General features: G+C 70.2%; 13 protein-coding genes. 6 read left to right on the forward strand and 7 right to left on the reverse strand.

Features of this window, described 5'->3' with window-relative positions:
- Window positions 1-478: 478 nt before the first annotated feature.
- Window positions 479-1,447 carry a pirin family protein gene (locus ACWDAS_RS32215; RefSeq protein ID WP_450398028.1) on the reverse strand — a complete coding sequence of 323 codons (969 nt, stop codon included), beginning with the start codon at window positions 1,445-1,447 and terminating at the stop codon, window positions 479-481.
- 675 nt (window positions 1,448-2,122) lie between these two features.
- Here ACWDAS_RS32215 and ACWDAS_RS32220 point away from each other — a divergent pair.
- Window positions 2,123-3,301 carry a serine hydrolase domain-containing protein gene (locus tag ACWDAS_RS32220; protein WP_450398030.1) on the forward strand — a complete coding sequence of 393 codons (1,179 nt, stop codon included), beginning with the start codon at window positions 2,123-2,125 and terminating at the stop codon, window positions 3,299-3,301.
- Between the two features lie 147 nt (window positions 3,302-3,448).
- On the opposite strand, the gene ACWDAS_RS32225 is transcribed toward ACWDAS_RS32220, so the two are convergent.
- Window positions 3,449-6,457 carry a beta-propeller fold lactonase family protein gene (locus ACWDAS_RS32225; protein WP_450398032.1) on the reverse strand — a complete coding sequence of 1,003 codons (3,009 nt, stop codon included), beginning with the start codon at window positions 6,455-6,457 and terminating at the stop codon, window positions 3,449-3,451.
- A gap of 214 nt (window positions 6,458-6,671) precedes the next feature.
- Here ACWDAS_RS32225 and ACWDAS_RS32230 point away from each other — a divergent pair, with 214 nt between their 5' ends.
- Window positions 6,672-6,821: a hypothetical protein gene (locus ACWDAS_RS32230; RefSeq protein ID WP_450398034.1), complete on the forward strand. Its 150-nt coding sequence runs from the start codon at window positions 6,672-6,674 to the stop codon at window positions 6,819-6,821.
- Window positions 6,822-6,950: 129 nt separating this feature from the next.
- Here the strand turns inward: ACWDAS_RS32230 and ACWDAS_RS32235 are convergent, their stop codons facing one another.
- Together ACWDAS_RS32235 and ACWDAS_RS32240 are read right to left on the reverse strand one after the other, a co-directional pair.
- Window positions 6,951-8,213 carry a serine hydrolase domain-containing protein gene (locus ACWDAS_RS32235; RefSeq protein ID WP_450398035.1) on the reverse strand — a complete coding sequence of 421 codons (1,263 nt, stop codon included), beginning with the start codon at window positions 8,211-8,213 and terminating at the stop codon, window positions 6,951-6,953.
- Window positions 8,214-8,589: 376 nt separating this feature from the next.
- Window positions 8,590-8,889 carry a histidine kinase gene (locus ACWDAS_RS32240; RefSeq protein WP_450398036.1) on the reverse strand — a complete coding sequence of 100 codons (300 nt, stop codon included), beginning with the start codon at window positions 8,887-8,889 and terminating at the stop codon, window positions 8,590-8,592.
- A 123-nt stretch (window positions 8,890-9,012) separates the two neighbouring features.
- On the opposite strand from ACWDAS_RS32240, the gene ACWDAS_RS32245 reads away from it, so the two are divergent.
- Entirely contained in the window at window positions 9,013-9,165 is a 153-nt protein-coding gene (locus ACWDAS_RS32245) for a hypothetical protein (protein ID WP_450398038.1), read from the forward strand.
- Between the two features lie 575 nt (window positions 9,166-9,740).
- On the opposite strand, the gene ACWDAS_RS32250 is transcribed toward ACWDAS_RS32245, so the two are convergent.
- A complete protein-coding gene (locus tag ACWDAS_RS32250) occupies window positions 9,741-10,982 on the reverse strand; it encodes a serine hydrolase domain-containing protein (RefSeq protein ID WP_450398040.1) in 1,242 nt (413 codons plus the stop codon).
- A 729-nt stretch (window positions 10,983-11,711) separates the two neighbouring features.
- Here ACWDAS_RS32250 and ACWDAS_RS32255 point away from each other — a divergent pair.
- A complete protein-coding gene (locus ACWDAS_RS32255) occupies window positions 11,712-12,506 on the forward strand; it encodes an aquaporin (RefSeq protein ID WP_450398041.1) in 795 nt (264 codons plus the stop codon).
- A 271-nt stretch (window positions 12,507-12,777) separates the two neighbouring features.
- Here the strand turns inward: ACWDAS_RS32255 and ACWDAS_RS32260 are convergent, their stop codons facing one another.
- Window positions 12,778-15,378, reverse strand: a complete 2,601-nt coding sequence (locus ACWDAS_RS32260; protein WP_450398043.1) for an FG-GAP repeat domain-containing protein — start codon at window positions 15,376-15,378, stop codon at window positions 12,778-12,780.
- A 307-nt stretch (window positions 15,379-15,685) separates the two neighbouring features.
- Here ACWDAS_RS32260 and ACWDAS_RS32265 point away from each other — a divergent pair, with 307 nt between their 5' ends.
- Window positions 15,686-17,662: a hypothetical protein gene (locus ACWDAS_RS32265; protein ID WP_450398045.1), complete on the forward strand. Its 1,977-nt coding sequence runs from the start codon at window positions 15,686-15,688 to the stop codon at window positions 17,660-17,662.
- Between the two features lie 200 nt (window positions 17,663-17,862).
- Here ACWDAS_RS32265 and ACWDAS_RS32270 read toward each other — a convergent pair whose 3' ends face one another.
- Entirely contained in the window at window positions 17,863-20,715 is a 2,853-nt protein-coding gene (locus ACWDAS_RS32270) for a TIGR03767 family metallophosphoesterase (RefSeq protein ID WP_450398046.1), read from the reverse strand.
- Between the two features lie 434 nt (window positions 20,716-21,149).
- Between ACWDAS_RS32270 and ACWDAS_RS32275 the strand changes: the two genes are divergently transcribed.
- Window positions 21,150-21,554 (forward strand): RidA family protein, encoded by a 405-nt coding sequence (locus tag ACWDAS_RS32275; protein ID WP_450398047.1) that lies wholly within the window; start codon window positions 21,150-21,152, stop codon window positions 21,552-21,554.
- Window positions 21,555-21,999 lie beyond the last annotated feature (445 nt).

The raw sequence follows: 21,999 nt of genomic DNA on the forward strand, positions 1-21,999 counted from the left end.
ACATCCGGCCCGACCGACTCCCCGGCCCATTCCCCCTGCATGCCTACAAGACTGGCCCCGACTCCACAGAGCCGGGGCCAGAACCCGAGATTTTCAGCAGTCTTCTAGGCGGTCCATTCCGACAACCGTTTCATCGGCGTTTGTCGTCGCCGCTCCCAGGCCGTATGTCCCACGGATTCGGCCAGAGCGTGCTGCGTGCGCCTATGCCGTGCACTTGCCGGCGGTCTGGTAAGGCACGGTGAAACGCCGCGACACGCTCCCACGGAGCCTCCCGGCACCGGTACGACCGCCCCTGCACCGCACGGATCACCCTGACCGGCGGTGTCGATCACTGTCAGGCGCGCCGGGATCCACCGCGCACCAGCGCGGTGGGCCCGCGGCGCCCCAGCCGCGTTCCGAGCGGTTCAGCGCGGTCAGCCCGCGTGAACGTGCAGCCGCCCCGTCCGACGGCCGTCGGCGGTCCTGCCCGGAGCGTCCCTCACGGCGTGCCGTCCAGGTGGGCTGCGGGAATGTGCCCCATCCTGCCCTGCTGGAAGTCCTCGATGGCCTGCCGGATCTCCGCCTGGGTGTTCATCACGAACGGGCCGTAGCGGGCGATCGGCTCACGCAGCGGCACGCCGCCCAGCAGCAGCACCTCAAGACGCCCGGTCCGGCCGCGCTGGGACGGCGCCGCCTGAACGGTGATGGCATCTCCCGTGCCGAACACCGCGAGTTGCCCCTCCTCCAGGGGCCGCTTGTCCGCGCCCACGCTCCCCGATCCCTGCAGCACGTAGACCATCGCGCTGAACTGCGGATCCCATGCCGTCCGCAATTGTGCCTGCGGAAGGAGACTCGCGTGCGCATACACGATCGGCGTGTAGGTCACGCCCGGACCGTGGTGGCCGCCGAGACCACCGGCGATCAGGCGTACCAGCGCCCCGCCGTCGTCGGAGGTCAGCAGCCGCAGCCGGTCCGCCCGGACGTCCTGGTAGCGCGGTGGCGCCCACTTGTGGGTGCGGGGCAGGTTCACCCAGAGCTGGATGCCGTGGCTGAGGCCGCCCTTGGCGAGGACCTCCTCGCTGGGGACCTCGTCGTGCAGGATGCCCGACCCTGCGGTCATCCACTGGGTGTCCCCGTCTGCTATCACGCCTCCGCCACCGTTGGAATCTTGGTGCACCACCGTGCCGTCGATGACGTAGGTGACCGTTTCGAACCCGCGGTGAGGGTGCCAGGGCGCGCCCTTGGCCTCATGCGGCTGGTAGACGGTCTCACCGACGTGGTCGAGCAGCAAGAACGGGTCCACGTCGGGCAACGCGGTACTCGGGAACGGACGGCGCACCACAAAGCCGGCTCCCTCCCGCTGCTGGTGCGCGGTGACCACACGGCGGACGGGGCGGTCGGTGGCGGCAGCGTCAGGGCGGGGGAGGCGGGGGAGGACCAGGAGATCCTCGACGGTCACGGCGGGCATAGCGGGTCCTTCGCAGATACGGTGCGGACGACACCCCACGGCGACGACGATCCGCCGGGGGCACTTTTCGTGTCTCTGCCTGGGAAACATGGGCAGGCAGGCCGCTCTCCAGGGGGTGTGGCCGATGCCGGGCTGATGTCGAGTGCGTCCGACGCCTGCGACGTCTCCGATCCGGCCCATGGCGCTGTACCGCCCCGGGAGGGTGTACCGCCGAATCTAACCCGCGGACACAGCACGGTCGCCGCCGGAAGCGGTCACAATTACCACGTATCGGGACCGGTGCCTTGTGGTCCCTGTCCCTGCCGAGCAGACACACCTGGCCGGGCCGGCCGGCGCGTCCCGCCTCCGCGTGACCGGCCTTCCGCCGGCCCCCTTGCCCTCCGGCCGCTGCCTGCAGTCGCCGCAGCCGGACAGCCTCTTGCCCGGTCCGCCTTCAGAACCACCGCAGATGAGCGCTCACCTGTCGGGGGGAGACGAAACCTCCGCTACGCGGCTGAGGCGATGACGGTGTCCCGCGGGTCAGGCTGGACTCCGCGCCGTCTTTCCGAGGGCGTCGCCCGCCGTCCGGGCGGGACACCGGGTGATCAGCCGATGTCCCCGCCCCTTCTCGGAGCGGGCACGGCGGCGCGTTTGAACCCGAACCAGAGATGACCCCTGTGATTGAGAGGATTCTTCATGCGTCTTCCCCTGTTCGCCGCCGCCACCGTGCTGTCCGGTGCCCTGGCCGTACCCGCGGCTGCTCCCGCCTTCGCCGCCTCTGCCCCTCCCGCGGCCGCGGCCACCACATCACCTCACCGGCCCGGCGCGGCAGACCACGCCGCACGGGAAAAGGCCCTGGACGACCTCGTCGCGGCGGGCGTGCCCGGTGTCATCGCCGAGGTCCACGACGCCCGCGGCACATGGACCGGCACCAGCGGCAGGGCCGACCTGCACCACCGCCAACTACCGCCTGTCGACGGTCGGTTCCGCGCCGGAAGCACGACCAAATCGCTAGTCGCCACCACCGTGCTGCAACTCGTGGCAGACAAGAAGGTGCGCCTGGACGCACCCATCGGGCACTACCTCCCCCACCTGGTGCCAGGCGGGCAGCGCATCACCGTCCGGCAGCTGCTCAGCCACCGCAGCGGACTGTACGACTACACCGACTCCCTGTGGCACGGGAGCCTTTCGCAGCTCTACCAGACACGCTTTCGCCACTGGTCGACCCAGCAGCTGCTCGCGGAAGCCTTCCGGCACGCCCCCTACTTCGCCCCCGGCAGCGCCGGCCACTATTCCAACACCAACTACATCGTGCTCGGCATGCTGATCCAGAAGGTCACCGGCAACACGCCTGAGCAGGAGATCACCGACCGGATCATCCGGCCCCTCGGGCTCAACCACACGCACTTCCCCGGCAGCTCGGTCCGCATCCACGGCCCGCACGCACACGGCTACCTCCGCCTCAACGGCCCGGGTTCCCCGCTCACCGACATCACCGAACAAAGCATGTCCTCGGCATCGACGGCCGGTTCACTCATCTCCACCACCCACGACCTCAACCGCTTCTTCGGCGCACTGATCGGCGGAAAGCTGCTGCCGCCGCGCCTGCTTCACGCCATGCAGGACACCCAGCCACTGCAACGCGGCGCGACCGACTACGGGCTCGGCCTCAGCCGCCTGACCGACCCCTCCTACGGCACCGCCTACGGCCACACCGGCAGCGCCCCCGGATACAGCACCTACAGCTTCACCACGGCCGACAACAGCCGCCAGGTCACCCTGTCCCTCAACACCCTGATCGACTCGCAGAAGCTGAAGGCGGCCACGGACAGCGCACTGAAGACACTGCTGAGCCCTCCCACCATGTCGGAATAACAACCCTGGCGCCCCCATCAAGCCCGGGCAGCTCGAGCAGCTGCAGGAACTCGGGCTCTCCGCAGTCGCCTGACACGGTCCGGCGCAACGCGACGAGCCTCCTGCCGGGGCCCGGTGGCAGGCGGGGGCGGCGCAGCGGCGCGGGCTTCACTCTTCCCTGTCGGTCTCTTCCGGCCTCAGAAGAACGTGCCTCGGCGTCGGCATCACCGACCACGTGCCCTTCACGCTCTTCCAGATCGCCTCGTTGAAGGTCTGCTCGTCGATCTGGTCTTCCTTGGTGAGGTTCTGCTCGGCCGAAGCCCCCGCGAGCGGTGAACCGGCCCCGTTCATGGCGGTCATGTCGTACACCGGCTTGACCGCCTTGTACGGAGTGGTGTCCAGCCGAGTCGTGAACGCGTTCACCATCGGGATGGCATAGGCGTCGAATTGCGTCATCGGGCTCAGCCCCAGCAGCAGCTCGATCGTCCGCAGCATCGAGACGGTGGAGTAGAACGTCGAGTCGACCCGCCCGGTGCGTGTATACGGGCTGATGACCTGTGAGAGCGTCCGGTGCGCGTCCACGTGGTCGGGACCGTTCTGCGCATCGTCCTCGGTCACGAAGATCGCGGTCGACTTCCAGTACGAGGAGTGCGAAACCGTGTCGACGAGCTGCCCCAGTGCCCAGTCGTTGTCGGCGACGTATGCCTGCGGTGTCGGCATGCCGGCCTTGGTGCCGGAGGTGTGGTCGTTGGGCAGCCGTACCATCTCGAAGGCGGGCAGAGCGCCGTTCTTCTCGTACCGTGCGAACTCGTGCTTCCACGCCTCGATACGCGGAAGCCGGCAGGTCTTGGCATGGGCCGGGAAGCTGTTCCCCGAGTCCGGGCACCGCAAGTCGAAGGGCTGGAAGTCCGGGTCGGTGTGGGCGTTCAGCACCGGATCCGCGGCTACGGCCTTGCCGCGAGCATCCGGGTGCGTGTAAAAGCCGTAGTTCCTGAAGCTGATGTCTTCGTCCGCGAGCCGCTGCCAGATGTAGGCATGCTCACGATCTTTGTTGGGCGCGATCGCCGGGTCGTCGCTCTCGGACGGGTAGGAGTGGTTGCGCCCGGAGTAGTTGGCGGGCCAGCCCTGTTCGGAGTATGGGTTCGAGTTGGCCGCGACGATCCAGTTCCAGCCCTGAGCGCTGACTTCGGCGTCGGCGTAGAAGTTGTCCAGGGTCACGAATTCGCGCTGCAGCCCGCGGGCATTGGGCGCGGAGTCATCCCCGAAGAGGTTCAGGGACGCGTCTCCGTTGCCCTTGTCCAGCGAACCGAACTCCTGGTCGTAGGTCCGGTTCTCCTTGACCACGTAGATGACGTGCTCGATCGGGGACGTCTCGCCCACCCGCCGGGGTACGACGGCTCCGGTGCCCTTGAGGCCACCCGCATCCTTGAACCCGTTGTCGGCTTGGACGGTCTGCGTCCACTTCCGCAGCTGCCGTTCGCCCCCGTCGAGCGAGATGGTGGACAGAGTGCCCTCCATCATCGAGCCGACGTACTCGTCCGGGGACTGCGGCGCCAAGGACGCTGGGTTCGGGTAGCCAGGGCCGTTGTTGGGTCCGGCGCCAAGCCCCTTGGCGTTGGCCACGTACAGCTTCCCGCGGTGGGCGATGACGGCGGTCGGGTACCAGGCGGTGGGAACGAGCCCGTCGGTCCGTCCGGTCCTGAGGTCGAGGACGGCGATGTCGTTGTTCCCGGCGTTGGCCACGTAGAGCCGGTGCCCGTCTTCTGACAGCGCGAGCGCGTCCGGGTTGCTGCCTACGGGCGCGTTCCGGTACGGCGCGAGCGGGATCGTCCGCGTCACCATCCGGGTGCCGACGTCGACGACACTGACCTGGTCGCTGTCGCCGTTGGCGACGTACAGGGTCCGCTGCTGTGGATCGGCGATGATGGCGTTGGGATGCGTCCCGACGGGAACGGCTGTCTTCACCAGGGGCGCCACACCACTGATGTCGAGCACGCTGACGGTGTCGCCGCCCTGGTTGGTCACGAAGGCGGTCTTCCCGTATTCGGCGAGGGCGATGGCGTATGGCGCGTGCCCCACGGCGACGGTCGCCATGGACCCGTTCGCGAGATCGACGACGGTGACGGCGTCGGCGAGCCGGTCCGCCACGACGAGCCGTCGCCCGTTCGGGGTAACCGCGATGCCTGCCGGATACATGTTCGCTGAATGGCCATCAGGGTTTTTCCGGGGCAGCTTGATCGGGGCGGTTTCCCTCAGCCGTCCATCGCTCACGTCATACGTGTGAATGATCTCGGTCCCGCCTCCGCTCGCGTAGGCCCGTTCTCCATCGGGGCTGAATGCGAGCCCGGTGAAGACGGCTTGGGGGCTCGGATACGAGATCGTCTGCACGACCTGCGAGTTTTGCGGGTCGACCACCTGGAGGGACTGGGTGCCCCGACCGGCGTTGCTCACCAGGAGCATGCTCTTGTCGGGGGACATCACCGCGTTGAGGGGCAGGTCGCCGAGCTCGGTCTGGCAGCCGGCCGGGGTGACCCGGTAGCCGGAGGGAATCACAGCGCTCCCGTTGTCCCTTGAGAACTTCTTCGGGAGCGTGAGGACGGTGCCGGGGAAAATCCAGTGGCCGTGGTCGCTTCTCCCCAACACGGGAGGGCCGGGATGCTTCCGGGCGGCTTCCTCGATCACCGACCGGTTGGCTTCGTAAATCTCAGGCCACCTGTTCGCGTTGCCCAGGTATGTGACGGCGAGCCGCGACAGCCAGTCCGTGTCGACGACGGTGTGGGTCACCGGGCAGATCTCGGCGAGGGCGGTCGGCGCGGCGGGCCGCGCCCGCGCTCTGGACCGCGGCCCAACCAGTTGCGGAACCAGGGATGGAAAGGTGGTCGGCGCGGTGCTGTGGCCGGTTCGGGTCGGGTGCCGAGCGACCGCCGGCGGAGATGGGGCCGGACCGCGGTTGCTCCCGGTCGGCGTCTTCGTGAGCGTCGCGGTCTCGGACGGCGTCGCGGGGGCGGTCGTGTAATTCTTGGCCGGCGTTGGTTTGTCGATATGGGCGACGGCCGGATCGCCCATCGACAAGACCAGGCCACCCGCCGCCAGACCTCTGGCAGTCGTCAGGGCCAGTAGCCTGGCGGGCCCTGGCCGAAAGCGGTTGTTCCGCTTGCTGCCGGGTTCCCGCCGCACGATCCCACCTTCCCCGCATGCTCACATAGTGTCACCGCATGCGACTCTATGTGGGATTCCGGGAGGGTGGCCTTCCGCATTAGCCCAGCCGTGAAGGCGCGCCGCGCGATGGACTTTTGGGGAAATGGGGAGCACGGCGCTTCGACGGGCCCGGGGAGCCTGCCACCGGTTCTGACCGCTTCCTGCGGTGGGCGGGAGGTGGTGACCACGGGGGGTGCAGGCGGTCGGCTGGACCGGGCTGTCCACCCGCACGCACACCGAGTGGTCCTTCACCCCGGGCGGCACCGACGAGCTGAAGGCTATGCGGGTCCAGGTCCGTGACGCGGCGGGCGCCTTCGTCGGCCGGACCGTGATCCACGCCTGACGAGGTGGGAGGCACCCAGCGCTGATCCCCACTGGTGGCACGGTCACGGACCGCGCCACCACGACACGGCCCCGTGCCGGCCTGCGCCGGCACGGGGCTCCGGGCGTTCCGGCCCGTGACCGCTGCGGGTCAGTGCTGCGGTGCGGCCGGCTTGATGTCAAAGACGTGGTTCGGCGTCGCGATCCGGGTGACCGCCCTGCCCAGCAGCGTGGTCGGCGCCTCGGGCTGCTTGCGGATGTCGGTGGTGGCGTGCACCACGAGGGTGGCCTTGGCCTCCGGCAGGTACACCGTCAGCGACTGGTAGCCGGGCAGCGAACCGTTGTGCCCGATCCAGCCGTTGTCGTTGAAGATGCCCAGGCCGTAGCCCAGGCCGTCGATGCCGACGGGCAGTGTCTTGAGACGCTCCGCCTGGGTGGCGTGCTTGAGCAGGGTGCCCTTGGCGAGTATGGGCGCCCAACGCTGGAGGTCGGCCAGGGTCGAGATCATCGCGCCGGCGGGCGCACCGATGGAATGGGGGTTCCAGTTGGTGGCGTCCTCGACCGGGCCCCTCGCGTCGGCGTAGCCGTGAGCGTGCGGCGCCGGGAATTCGGCACCCTTGGGGTAGAAGGTGTGCTTCAGATGCGCGGGCCCCAGGATGTGCTTCTGCAGGTAGCGTCCGAGCGGCTGGCCGCTCACCTTCTCCACGACCATCCCGAGCAGCACGTAGTTGGTGTTGGAGTAGTGGTACTTCGTGCCCGGGGCGAACTCGACGCCGTGCTTGAAGGCGTAGGGCAGGAACTCCTTCGACCTCCACTGCCGGTGCGGATCAGCCACCCAGGCCCGTACGAAGTCCTCGTCGTCCATGTATTCGGTCAGGCCGCTGCGCATCTCCATGAGGTGCCGCAGCGTGATGTGGTCGCCCTGCGGAACCCCCCGCACGTACTTGGAGATCGGGTCGTCCAGGTGCACCTTCTTCTGGTCCACCAGCTGTAGGACGGCGGTGGCGGTGAAGGTCTTGGTGACGCTGCCGACCCGCATGTTGACGTTGGTGGACATCGGGGCTCGGGTCTTGGTGTCGGCGACTCCGAAGGCACGCACGTAGTCGCCCTTGCCGGGGACTGACAGGCTCACCACGGCACCGGGCACCTTGGCCTGGTGCATGACCCGGAGGATGGCGCGGTCGAGCTTGGCGCGCACCGCCGGTGTCAGCTTCCGGGCCTCGGAGCCAACGGAATGCGACGTGGCGTGCTTGGTCTGCCCTGCCCCGGCCGCATGCGCCGTGTCGGCAAAGGCGTGCGCGGCGGGACCGGCCGCGAGGAGCGCTCCGGCGGTCACAGCGGCACCGATCGCCCCGGCCATGCGTCGGCCGGACATACGGCGGTCACGGTCACTGGTCACGGACTTGTCAGGCATTCTGAGCCCTTTCGGCTGCGTACGGACCGGCCACTTCGACCGGTCGGTGTGCTTCAAGCCTCGATCCGGCCCCGGGCACTCTTCTCTGCCCCAGGAATGTTCTTCGGCCTCCGCCCCAGGGATGAGTCGCCTGACTCTCTCCTCCCTGGCTACCAGGCACGCGGCCCCGCACCGGCGGCGCCGGCTCGGGGCCGTGTGTGGTGCAGCCAGGGCGGCCGACCAATGGTCGGAACGCCCGGTGACGCCGCTCCTGTCGGCTGCCCTCCGGCGGCAGCCGCCGGCGGGGACACATTCACGCCGGTACACAGGGCCACTGGTCGTCCCACCGCGTGCGGCGGACCTACCCGGCCCTCCCGCCTCCCGGGGAGCGGGGCGCTCATGCCCTTCGTCTGGCCTGCGCCCAGAGCTCTCCCTCTGCCCGATCCTTGAGCAAGCGGTGCGGTCGGGTGTGGTCCTGGACCCGGTCGGCGGTGATCGCCTGCACCATCGTCAGGCTGACGTAGTGGGCGACGATGTCGTGCAGCTCTCGGTTGATCCGGGCTCGTTCCTCCACCACCGCGGTCCGGGCCTTGGGCGGCTTCTCCCGTTCCACGGCGGCCGCGTGTTCGGCAGTCCCGGCGGCGGCGGTCCGGCGCGCCCGGACGAGTTCGCCCGGCGTCCGGGCTGCCGCGACCAAGATGCCCAGTAGGACGCGGCCGGGACCCGGCCACGGACGCAGGGCGTTGCCCCGGCGGCCGGTGGCCGCCGTGAGATTTCCGGCGAGCAGCCGTAGGAGCCCTGCCGGGAGACCCGCCCCGCGGTGAGGAAGACCGCCGGCGCCGGCGCCGTCAGGGTGGGCCCGGCCGAGGTGCCGCCGGCCCCCACCGGCGCCGCGATGAGCCCGCAGACCCGCGGCAGCGTGGCCGCGCAGCCCGTGATCGGCAGCGCCCGCTTCGGCAGGCCGCAGCGGTAGGTCCGCCGGCCGGGGGAGAGGGGCGGGTCGATGCCCGCGGTGACCCCGGCCGAGGGGACCAGGTTCCCGTCCCGGACGAAGATCGAGTCGGCCTCGACCTCGACCGCCCGGAACTCGGAGGCCGGCTCCTCGGCGACCCGCCGCCCGTCCGGCAGACCGGTGGCCGCCAGTGGGAAGGCCCCGGCGCACCCGGAGGCCACCCGGCGGCCCCGGACGGTGAGCCGGGCGATACGGGCAGGTCCGCGTCCTCGACGGCGGCGTGCCAGTCCGGCCGGCCGTGCACGTCCCTGAGGGCTAGGCAGGGCGTCAGGCGGAGCCCGGCCGCGGTGCGGATCGCTGCACCCTCCGGGGATGCGGTGAGCACCCGGTGGCAGCCGCCGTGGCCGTTGGCCGCGGCGTACACCTCCAGCGCCCGGACTCCGTCGAAGAGGACCATCAGCACGGTACGGCGCGGGGTGTGCCGGGGTGAGGGGTCGGGCCGTTCCACGTGCTCATGGCTGCCGGCCTCCTGGCCGGTGATCACTGGAGGGCGAGGACGGGGTTCCCTCGCTTCCGGCCATCCGGTTGCCGTTCGTTTACTTGACGCAGAGCGTGTTCCGGGCGGCGGTGAGCCACGCGGAGACCTGCCCCGCGTTCCAGGTGTCGGGATCGGCGTTGGTGCTCAGGACGAGCTGCCGGGTGCCGTCGGCACTGGTGAAGGCGTTGGTCTGGGTGCCCAGGACGGTGCCGGTGTGGCCCCACATGGTGATGCCGCAGAGCTTGAGCTTCTCGAGACCCAGGCCGTAGCCCTTGCTGGGGTCCGCGGGGTCGACCTTGAAGGGGCCTGCCTGCTTCATCTGGGCCAGCTGCGCCTTGGGCAGCAGCCTGCCGGTGAGCAGGGCGCGATCGAAGCGGGCCAGATCGTTGAAGGTGGAGGTGAGCGCGCCCGCTGCCCAGGTGGTCGACGGGCTGATGGCGCTGGTGATGTCCTTGGTGGCGCCGCCCGGCTGGTTGATCATGTATCCGTGCACGGCCGGCTTCTGGATCGACAGCGAGCGGACCGGCAGCCGGGTGTCGCGCAGCCCGAGCGGCTTGATGATGCGGCGGTTCAACTCCGCCCCATAGGAGTGGTGCGTGACCTTCTCGATGATCAGCCCGAGCAGCATGTAGTTGGTGTTGGAATAGGAGAACTTGGTGCCGGGCGGAAACAGCGGCGCGTGGGCGTCGGCCAGTGCCACCAGCTGCTGCGGCGATCGGTAGTATCCGGCGTCGCCGCGCAGGTAGGGGGCGGCGAAGGCCGGGTCCTGCTCGAAGGGGAAGAGGCCGCTGGTGTGGTTGAGCAGCTGGCGCACGGTGATGCCGTCGGCGTTGTGGACGATGCCGGGAAGGAACCGTGCCACGGTGTCGTCCAGGCGCAGCCGGTGCTCGGCGACGAGCTGAAGGACCACGGTGGCGGTGAACGCCTTGGTGTTGCTGCCGATCCGCAGGTGGTCCCCAGTGGTCATCCGCCGCTTGGTGGCGAGGTCCGCGTACCCGGCCGCGGCAGTGGCGACCCGGCCGTGGTCCCGGACCAGGGCGATCGCTCCGGGCAGGCCCGCCCCGGTCAGCCGGCGCACGGCCTGCTTGACGGCGCGGTCAGCGGCTGAGGAGGAGGGCGCCGCCGTGCGGTGGTCCGCTGCGGCAGCCGCGGCCGCATCGTGGCCGTCGGGTGCGGCGGCGACGGCCGAGGCTCCGGGGGCCAGTACGGTTGCGGCGACGGTGGCTGCGCCGAGGGTGGCGGCGATCCACCCGGCACGGGTGTGCTTCGGGCGCGCCAGGGTGCTGGTGGGACTGGTCAAGGGGGTTCTCCCGGAAAGCGGAAGGGATCTCCGCCGGTTGCGGCTGATCGCTGTGCCACCAGCCTCCGTGGTGTCCGTCTCCGGGAGGTCGTCCACTCGGACCAGCTTTCCGCTCCTCCCCAGGGGGGAGGGCAGCGTACGGCTCCGCCGGTCGGGCGAGCCCGGGCCGGGACGGTGGGCCTCGGTCCGGGAGCGGCTGGTCGGGGACCAGACAGTGCGGGTGCCCGGCCGGGTGGTCGCGAACAGCCGCCCAGCCGGGCACATGGCTGCGCGAAGACGTTGCGGCTACTGCGGATACCACCAGGTCGTCCAGTGCCTGCCGCGGCTTGGCGTCGTGTGCAGTCCCGAGGTGGAGAGTGGCGACGCGTACAGGACATGGGGGTGGCGAAGGCCGGGCCGCGAACGGTGTGGTGTGGGCGGCGCAGGCGGCTGCGGTAGCGGCGAAGACGGAAGGACGCATGAACGCGGCCTCTCAAAGGCAGTGGAAGCGGCGCAAAGGCGACGGGTCAGACCTGGGTCCAGCCTCGACGGCGGAGGGTGACCACTGCTCCGCCGTTCGGGGGGACATCCCCCGTCCCGCGGGGGAGGCAGAGGCCGACCTGGTCCCCGGACGGAACGCTTCACCAAGCTGTTGGCCACCTGGGAGTGGGCGACCCCTGTCCGCGCGCCATCCGATGCCCGCCGCGCCGCGCACGTAGTGTCGGACATTGTGCTGCACAGGGAGAGGTCATGGGTATGGCGGACGCCTCCGCTCGGGCACCGGAGGGCGGCTGGTGCCCCTGGCTGCCGGACGCGGCCCGCGAGTTCGCACTGACGACCGTTCTGATCTTCTGCGTGGTCACGGGGGTCCGGTGGCTGGTGGCGCCCGACTCACCGGTGGCAGTCGGCGACGCAACGGCGGCCGCCGCTGCCAACGGCCTGCTGGTGGGGCTGGTGCTGGTGGTGCTCATCACCTCCCCGCCCGGGCGTCGCTCCGGCGCCCATCTCAACCCGGCGATCAGCGTGGGGATCTGGTTGATGGGAGCATTTCCCGGACGCATGGTGACACCGTATGTATGTGCCCAGCTCGCCGGGTCGGTGGCGGGAACAGTACTTGGGCGGCTGGTGTGGGGGTCCGTGCTCTCCCGGCCGCCGGTGCACTATGCGGCGGTGCACCCGAGCGCCTCATGGAGCACCCTGGTGCTCGCGGGCACGGAGTGCGGCTGCCTGCTGATCGTGGTGCTGACGGTGGGGTTCTTCCTGGCGCATACGGCGCTCAGCCGCTGGCTGCCTTACACCGTCGGAGCCCTGACGGCAGCCATCGTCACCGTGCTCAGTCGGCACAGCGGCGCCTCGGCGAACCCCTCGCGCCAGTTCGGCCCGGCCCTGCTCGCCGGGGAGACCCGATTGCTGTGGGTCTATCTGCTCGCGCCCCTGCTGGGTGCAGCGCTCGGTGCCGGCGTGCACCGGCTGCTCCAGCGCTGCCTGCACATCCGGCGTCCCGTCGGCTATCGGCTGTGCGGCGAGTACAAGGCCGGCGCCTGAGGGGTCGGTCTCTGAAGTACACCACCACCCGCGAGAGCAGCAGCCTGACCCGCTTCTGGACGTCCCGGTCTCCTCCAGCACCGCATCGACCAGTTCGAGGTCCACGACTTGGGTCGACTCCCCGAGATGCCCGGTGCGAACACACACCCTTGACTACTGCGATCTCGCTGGCGACGACAGACTGCTCCTGCAACGGAACTCCTTGATCAACCCTCTTGGTCGAAAGTTGATCTATCGGGGTAGCGTTGTGACGTACAACCCCCTTGACACGTCACCGCCGGGCCAAACGCAACGGGGCACTGGAGTACTGGGTCCCGGCCACGGTCTGCGCGTCCGGGCTCGACGGGTCCGGTGTGTGCGCCGGAGCCGATGCCCAGCGGTCGAAGCGGTCGGCGGGGGTGTTGGTGACGCGGAACGCGCCGTCGCCGCCTGAGAAGGCCACCGGCAGCGTGTACCACCACGGGGTGTGGGGGCCCCGGACGAGGGCGATGTCCGTGCGGCCGTCCCCGTCGAAGTCACCCGCCTGTGCCCTCACTCCGGCTACGGAAGCCCAGCCGGCGAAGTCGACCGAGGAACCGTTGGTGACGCGGAACGTGCCGTCGCCGCCTGAGAACGCCACCGGCACCGAACCCCAGCCGCTCCCGCCGACCAGCGCGATGTCCGTCCTGCCGTCGTGGTTGAAGTCACCGCCGACCACCTGCACCCCCGACACCTGCGCCCACGCGGCGAAGTCGGCCGAGGCCGCGTTGGTGACGCGGAAGGTCCCGTCGCCGCCTGAGAACGCCACGGGCAGCGTGTACCACCACGGGGTGCCGGGGCCCGGTACGAGGGCGATGTCGGTCCGGCCGTCCCCGTCGAGGTCGCCCACCTTGATCTTCGCCCCGGGTACGGAAGCCCAGCCGGCGAAGTCGACCGAGGAAGCGTTCGTGACGCGGAACGTCCCGTCGCCGCCTGAGAACGCCACCGGCAGCGAACCCCAGCCGCTCCCGCCGACCAGCGCGACGTCCGTCCTGCCGTCGTGGTTGAAGTCACCGTCGACGACCTGCGCCCCGGGCATCTGCGCCCATCCGGCGAAGCCGTCCACGGAGGCGTTGGTGATGCGGAACGTGCCGTCGCCGCCTGAGAACGCCACCGGCACCGAACCCCAGCCCCTCCCGCCGACCAGCGCGATGTCCGACCGGCCGTCCCCGTCGAAGTCGCCCACCTGTGCCTTCACCCCAGGCAGGGACGCCCACGCGGCGAAGTCGCCGACGCCGGACTTCGTGGCCCGGAAGGTCCCGTCGCCGTTGGAGAACGCCACCGGCAGGGTGTTCCATCCTTCCGCGCCCAACGCGGCGAGGTCGGCGCGGCCGTCGCCGTCGAAGTCTCCACTGTAGGTCCGGGCCCCGGGGGTGGCCGCAAGACGGGGGAAGTCGCCGGCCGCGGAGATGTCCTGGGAGAAGCGGCCGTCACCCTGGGAGGATGCCGCAGGCAGGCCCTGCCACGCGTCGGAGGCGCTGAGCGCCATGTCGGTGCGGCCGTCGCCGTTGAAGTCCCCGCTGGAGACGGTCGCGGTCGCGGTGGTCGAAGAGACGCCCTGACCCGGGTTGACGAACACCCCGCCGGGATAGCCGACGTCGCACAGACCGTCGTTGTCGACGTCGCCGAGCGACACGTCGGCGAGCCGAATCGTCGACTGGTTGAGGTAACTCCAGCGCCCGCCGAGCGAGCTGGACTGGTACCACCAGGTGATGCCGGTGGCGATGAAGGCGTCGTTGACACCGTCCCCGTCGAAGTCGCAGTACTTGCGCTGGCCGCCGGTGTAGGAGTCCAGGGTGTTGGCGGACTGGTGCAGCCCGGTCTCCGTCTGGTCCAGCGCCGCGTGGATCGGCAGGATCGAACCCACCCACAGACTCGAATGCTGGAAGACGTTGTGCGACACCGTCATGCCGATGCTGGGGGTACCGCGCAGTTTGACCCCGGTGCCGTTGGTGTACCAGACGGTGTTGTACTCCACGTCCATGTACTCGCCCGCTGAGCCGCACTCGTAGCTGCAGGACGAGTCGTTGCCGTGCATGTCGATCTCATGGGTGTGCCAGACGTGGGAGTTGTCCCCGCCGCCGCCCCAGATCAGGTTCCGGTACGCCAGGTAGCCGTCGCCGGCCGAACCGTCGCCGGTGATCGCGTGCCGGTTGTAGTCGAACACGTTCCGCTCGACCAGGGAGTAGGCGCCATGGCTCATCACCACGCCGTAGCCCGCGCCGTGACCGCAGCAGATGCTGCCTGTGGGGTGCTGGTTGTGGTGGATGTAGTTGTCGTGCACCCATACGGTCTGGGCGTTCTGCAGGCTGATCCGGTTCTGGCCGTCCTGGACGCTCACGGCCGCTCCGCGCCAGTGGTCCACTTCGCTGTGGTCGATCTCCACGCTCAGGCTCGAATTCACGCGGATTCCGTCGGAGTCACTGGTGTCGACCGCCGAGTAGGGGTCGTCGCTCTCCCCACCCTGCAGCCGGATGCCGCTGATCCGCACGTTGTCGCTGTGTGTGCCGTCCCCGTCGTTCCCGACCATCAACAGGATGTGCGGGAAGGACGTCGTGAACAGCCGCGGCCCCCGCGGGCGTTGTGACCGGTCACCCAGGATCTGCACGCCTGGGGCGACCGGCAGGGACTCCCGCCCGGTCAGGTCCAGGTCCACGTTCCCGGCGATCCGTACCACCGCGTCCGGTGTGCCGATCGCCTGCACGAACAGGTCCTGTTGGCTGTCGGAGGTGATGGAGAAGGCCGGCGCCGCGGCGGGGGCGGCGGACGCCGCCGGACCTCCACCGAGCAGAAGCCCGAACGCGAGCGCCACGACGCCGCCCAGGGCGGAGCGCCGATGCCCGAAAAAGCCCACGACTCAATTCCCCTTCGAAGGAGTGGACGAATGGATGTGCCACTGCCCGGTGGGCGTTCCAGTCCGTGCCATCGCGTGCCGGCCCGTGCCATCGCGTTCCGCAGCCGGCCCCGACCTCCGGCCGGGACGTGGACCTCATGCGGCGTCAACCTGCCATACAACCTGGGGCTGTTCCCCCGTCACGGCCTCTGCGATAGCCTTACTCGCCGTCCTCCGCCTGTGGCAAGGCCACCGATCACGACCGACACGGCGGTCCGGCGGGCTTTCCCCTGGCGTTGTCGAGTGCACCCAGGGGAGTAATACAGCCGTGAACAATGTCGATGCGCCCGTGCGGGACGCGACGGGTCCGGCCGGGCCGGGCGCGAGGCGGTCTGCCGAACTTCAGACGCTGCTCGACGAGGGCACCCGTGCCGTCGTCGACGACGGCGATCTGCGCGCCGGCCGGGACCGGTTCGAACGGGCCTACCGGATCGCCGAGTCGGCCGGCGACGTACGGGCGATGGCGGTGGCCGCCCTCGGCTTCGGCGGCCTGTGGGTGCACGAGCACCGCACGGTGGCGGGCTCGGTGCTCCTGGAATCGCGGTTACGCCGGGCTCTGGAATTGCTGGACCCCGACTCCTCGCTGGCCCTGCGGCTGGGGATCCGGCTGGCCGGGGAGGGCGACTACCGGCGCAGCGACCACACGGCCGTGCTGGCGCTGCTCGAACAGGCGACGTCGCGGCGCAGTCCGATGGCGCGTGCGGAGGCCCTGAGCCTGACCCATCACTGCCTGATCGGCCCGGAGCACGGCGCACTGCGCCGGGAACTGGCCGCCGAACTGGTCGCGGAGAGCTTCCGTACCTCCCGCCGCAGCGATCTGCTGATGGGCCTGCTGTGGCAGACGGTCGACATGTTCCTGGACGGCGACCCGCACGCGGAGCGCTGCCTGGCCGAACTGCGCGGGCTGCTGGCCGAACAGGACCACCTCGCGGTGGGCTTCGTCGTGAACGCGATGAACGTCATGCTCGCCGTCCGCGCGGGCCGCCTCGACGAGGCCGAGGAACTGGCCCGGGTCTGCACCCAGAGCGGGACCGCCGCAGGAGACGTCAACGCCACGGTGTGGCAGGCCGCTCAGCTCGTGACCATCCGCTGGTACCAGGGCCGGGTGGTGGAACTGGTGCCACTGCTCAGCGAAGTGGTCAACTCCCCGACGCTGAGCGCCGTGGACGATCACGCCCTGGCCGCGCTCGCGGTCGCCGCGGTGACGGCCGGGGACCGGCGCAAGGCGGTCAGCGCGCTGGCCACCCTGTGCGGTCGCGACCTCGGCGACCTGCCCCGGTCGAGCAGTTGGATGGTGACGATGCACGGTGTCGCGGAGGCCGCCTATCTCCTCGACGACACCGCCACGGCGGCGCGGGTCTACGAACTGCTGAGCCCGTACGGACACCTGCCCATGGTGGGCAGTCTCGCCGTCGCCTGCTTCGGCTCGGCCCAGCACGCCCTGGGGGTCGCCGCACTCACCACGGGAGACGTCGACCGGGCCGTGACCCATCTGCGGGACGCGGTACGCCAGAACCTCGCCCTCGCGCACTGGCCGGCGGTCACGGCGTCCCGGGACCGGCTCGCGACGGCGCTCGTGCGGGCCGGCCGGCAGACGGAGGCCGACGCCGTCCGGCAGGAGATGGCCGTGGTCGCGGAAGAGGCCGCGGCGGCACCGGCGGAGAACGACGGACACGAAGGCGCGGGTCCGCACGGTGAGGACGGACATCGGCCGCCCACGGCGTTCTGCACCCGGCTGGGCCGCAAATGGCGGATCGGGTTCGGCGAGCGCAGCGTGCTGGTGGAGCACAGTGTGGGGATGCTCCACCTGGTGGTGCTGATCGCCAATCCGCGCCAGGAGATCCGGGCCGTCGACCTCGTGGCGGGGCTGACCGCGCTCAACGAGGCCACCGAGCACCCGGCCCTGTCCGGACAGCCGGTACTGGACCGGGTGGCGACGCAGGAGTACCGCAACCGCCTGGCCCGGCTTCGCACGGAGCTGGACGAGCTCAAGGCGGCCGACGACCAAGAGCGGGCCGCCGTCGCCCAGGCCGAGCACGACTGGCTGATGAGCCAGCTGGCGGGCGCGGCGGGCCTGAGCGGACGCGCCCGCCGCTTCCCCGAGGGCGAGGAACGCTCCCGGGTCGCGGTGAGCAAGGCCGTCCGCCGGGCACTGGACCGGATCGCGGCGGCCGACCCCGTGATCGGTGAACACCTGCGGCATGCTGTGCACACCGGGGTCCGGTGCTCGTACTGGCCCGACTGACGACCGCCCCACCGTGCTCCGGGACGGTCCGGACAGCCATCGCTCGCCCGGCACCCGGCCGCGGCACGGGCACGGGCACAGCCTGGGACCACGGCAATTCGACGGGCGTCGGGACCACGGCACCGGCGGCCGCTCGGACGCCGGGCCGGGCTGGGCGCTTCAGGAGGAGGAGCGGGACGGGTCGGGTGCCGCCGGGCCTGTCACAGCCCGGTGACGGTGTGGGTGGAACGCAGCTGGAACTGACAGGACTCCCAGGGCGACCAGGTCGTGCTGTTGGGGTCACTCTGCTTGCAGTGGTACAGCGTGCCCGTGTCGTCGATGGCGAACATCTCGATCCGCCCGGGGCCGCCGCGTTCGGCGCAGACGTGGCGCATCCGCAGCGTGGTGGTGCCGACCTGTGTCGGGACCAGGGCCCAGGGCTGCCAGGTCCCGCTGCCGGGCGCGGTCTCGAATCGGTGGAAGAGCTGCCCGTCGGGGTTGGTGCCGAGGATCACCAGGCGTCCGTCGAGGTTGCGGGCCATGTCGACGGAGTCGAGGATGCCGTCGAGCGGCAGCACCCCGCCCCACTCGCTCTCCGTCTGGGCGTTGGCGACGTTCATCTTGCGCTGGATGAGGAGGCCGTCCTCCTTGATGGCGACCAGTACGGCGCGTCCGTCGGAGCCGGTCTCGACGGCGAGCTGGATCGCGGTGCCGCCGAGCTGGGTCCAGGGAGTGAACCAGCCGTTCGAGGCGGTGTCGTCGTTCAGGAAGTCCTGCCAGCGGTGGCGGATGGTGTTGTCGGTGCGGGTCGCGTAGACCTGCATGCCGCCCCACTGGTCCTGGGCCGCGGTCACGGAGGTGAAAGCGGCGTCGAACTGCTGGGGGGCGGTGTAGGTGCTGCTGCCCGCGCTGGTCTGCGTGCGGCGGTTGACGGAGCCGTTCTGGTCGATGGCGAACACCTCGACCCGGCCGTCCTGGTGGATGCCGGCGGTGACGGACTGCCACCCCGGTCCACTGGCGAGCTTCGTCCACGGTTGCAGGTCGCCGGCGGCGGTCTCCTGGCTGGTGTTCCAGAGGTTGCCTTGTGCATCCGTGCCGAACAGTTCCAGGCGCCCGTCCTTGTTGCGGGCCGTGGCGATGGGGGAGCCGAGCGGGTGCGGGGCGTGCAGCGGGAAGGGGGCCGGCAGGAGCAGTTGCGTGTTGCGGTCCTGGCTGACGCCCATGCGCCTGGTGATGCCGCGGCTCACCTCCTGCGGGTCGTTGGTGGCCAGCTCCCGTGCCAGGGAGGCCAGTTGGGCGGGTGTGCTGGTGTCGCCCCCGAAGGAGAGGGGTGCGGCGGGGTCGATCATGGTGGTGAAGATCGAGATGGTGGCGGGCCCGGCGGCGGAGCCGAATTCCCCCGCGTTCTGCGCGTCGGGGCTGGCCATGATCTCGATGATGCGGCTCTGGATCGGCCAGTCGATGTGGGAGGCCGTGGAGATCTCCCAGAAGCCGCCGGAGATCGGACTGGAGGCAGGCGTCGGATGGGGGACGATCTTGTTGGCGTGGGTGTGGCCGTTGACCATGGCGATGACGTTCGGGTAGCGCAGCAGCAGCGCCTTCAGTTCGTCGCCGGTGTGCCGGTCCCCGAAGATGCCGCCGAGGATGCCGTCGTCGAGGTTGTCCATGGTGCCCAGCGTGTGGTGGCAGAACAGGACGTACATCTTGTCCTGCACACCGCTCTGCGTGACGATGCGGTTGTTCGTGCCGATGTAGCGTGAGCTGTTGGCCCTGAGCTGCTGTTCCAGCCAGTTGAGCTGGTCGGTGTCGATCGAGCCGCCCGCGGCGCCCGAGCCGAAGCCGTCGGTGTTGGTGTTGGTGGAGTCGAGGGTGATGTAGCGGATCAGGTCGCCGGAGCCGGACGGGATCGCGTAGTAGGCCTTGTCGATCCCGACGCCCTGGAATCCGTGACCGACCGGCAGGCCGGCGGTGTTGAAGTGGTCCTGGATGAAGGCCTTGCGGGACAGCAGCCGCCGGTTGGGGTCCGCGACGACCCGGGTTCCCTCCAGCTCCCAGGCGACCATCAGCTTGCCGAAGGTGCCGAGGTCGCTGTAGTCGTCCGGCAGGTCCGCGGAGGTGCCGGTGGTCTTGGACGAGCCGACCGTCATGCCCTGCACGTCGACGAGGTTGTTGTCGATGGGTTCGTTGCCCTGCCACAGGCCGTCATGGTTGCCGTACGCCGCGTACCAGGGCATGCCGAGGCCGTGGGAGACGAACGGCCGGCGGGCCGCTCCGACCACGCCGCTCGCGTCGAGCAGTCCGGGGACGTAGGGGAATCCGAGGCCGGAGGTACCGGTGTACTGGTTGCCCGGCACCTGCTGCGGAGGTACGGACGGGTAGTAGTAGTGGTTGTCCCCGGCGCCGCCGTTGGTCAGGGCACCGCTGGAGAAACCCTGGTCCAGGCCGATGCGGCCGGAGTCCGGCACGATGGTCTGACCGCCGTCGAGCAGGTCGATGTACCAGCGGTTCTCGTTGTGCTGGCAGTTGTCGATCGCGTCGCCGGTGACGATGGTGAACTGCAGCGGCTTCTTGCTCCGCGGGCCCTTGCCGACGCCGGCGACGGCCTGGCACATCGCGTCGACGACCTGTGTCGACAGGAACTCGTGGCCCCGGTAGGCGGAGTCGGTGGGATACGAGGCGTAGTGCGGGGCGCCGGCGTCGGCGTAGCGGTCCATGAACTCCAGGCGGGCCGGCGACTGGTCGTCCACGATGTGCAGGTCGGTCATCTGCGCGAACGCGGCCAGTGCCATCGTCGGGGGGCCGAAGCGGGACCAGAGGTCCGTGCGGATGGTGTGCGGCTCGCCCGGTCCGGCGACCAGCCCCTGGTATCCCGCGCCCGGCGCGTAACTCGCCCGCTGCACCGTCTGGTCCCATGTGGTGACCACCCGCGCGTCCGATGCGGAGGCGGCCGCCGCCTTGCCGCCGCGTACCGAGGTGGCGGCTTCGGCGGCGGCACGGAAGCCGCCGGCGTCGATGGCCGCCGCCACCACACCCACTCCGGTCGTCGTCAGTAGCCTTCTTCGCGAGATACCCACGCCGTGTCTCCCAGGAAAGGTCGAATTCGTCTCCTCCTCCGGCGTTCCATTCCGTTCCGCCTCGTTCCACAGGCCCGTCGTTCCACAGGCCCCCGGGCGCGGGCGTCCGGCAGCACGGCGATGGCCGCAGCAGGGGTGCCACGGGCAGTTGGGGCGGGTCGAGAGGCCGACGACGCCGGCCTGGACCGCGCCGAGGCCGGTGACCGCGGCGCTGGGCCGTCGCTGAAAGGGTGTTCCCCAAAGCCCCAGTGCGGTGGCGTCCTGGAGTGTCCCCGTGTGCGAGGGGACGCTCCGGAACCGGTGTCCGCCGTCGTCCCGGCGGCTGTCGTCCACGCCCGCACCAGTGGCTTCTGTCACGGCTTGGCGGCGATGCTGGTCTCAGTTGTCGTCCCGTCCCTCACAGGGGATGTTCAGGTCGACCACAGGGAGAAACCATGACCGTCCAGCCCAAGGAACTCGCCTTCGACATGCCGTGGGAGTCGCTCTACGGCTACAGCCAGGCCGTACAGGCCGGCGACACGCTCTACATCTCCGGACAGTTGTCCCACGACAACGCCGGGACCTTCCTCGGAGCCGAAGACTTCGAACTCCAGATGAAGACGACCCTCGACAACCTCGACCGCGTGCTGGAGCACTTCGGCGCCACCCGCGGGCAGATCGTCGAGACCACCGTCCTCGTCAGGAACCTGCGGGACCACTTCGACACCGTCGCCCGCCTGCACGCCGCGTACGTCGGCGACAACCGCCCCACCAGCACCGTCGTGGGCGTATCCGACCTCGCACTGCCCGAACAGCTCATCGAGATCGGCGCCGTGGTCCGCCTCGACCTCCAGCGTTAGCCAGGCCCGGCACCACGTCGTCAGACAGGGGCCTGGGGCGGGGCGGCTGGCTGCCCCGCCCCAGATCGCCCGGTCAATGCCGCGTCGCTGACGCAGGCCGCCGAGCATCTTGTCGGGTACGGCCGTGGAGGTGGAGGCGCCCGAGGGGAGCCTTCTCGCCCTGCACGGCGACGGGCTGGCCGAAGCCCGTGGTCGCGGCATCCATGAAGGAAGGTCGTCCGGGCCGAAGCGGACCTTGCGCGTGCGTCCGGCCGCTGACCGTCCACCCGTCGAGGCGCCGACGTCATGACCGTGAGTGACCGATGCCGGCGGAACGAGGCACCGCTGAGTGACGTGGCGGCACTCCGCTTCCCGCTGTCACGCTGTCCCGCCGGGCCCGGTCACCCGCCCGAAGTCTGTTGCGTGGCCGAAGAGGCGCCGCAATCGCCACTTCGCGGCCACGTGG

The sequence above is a fragment of the Streptomyces sp. NPDC001070 genome, assembly GCF_053598835.1.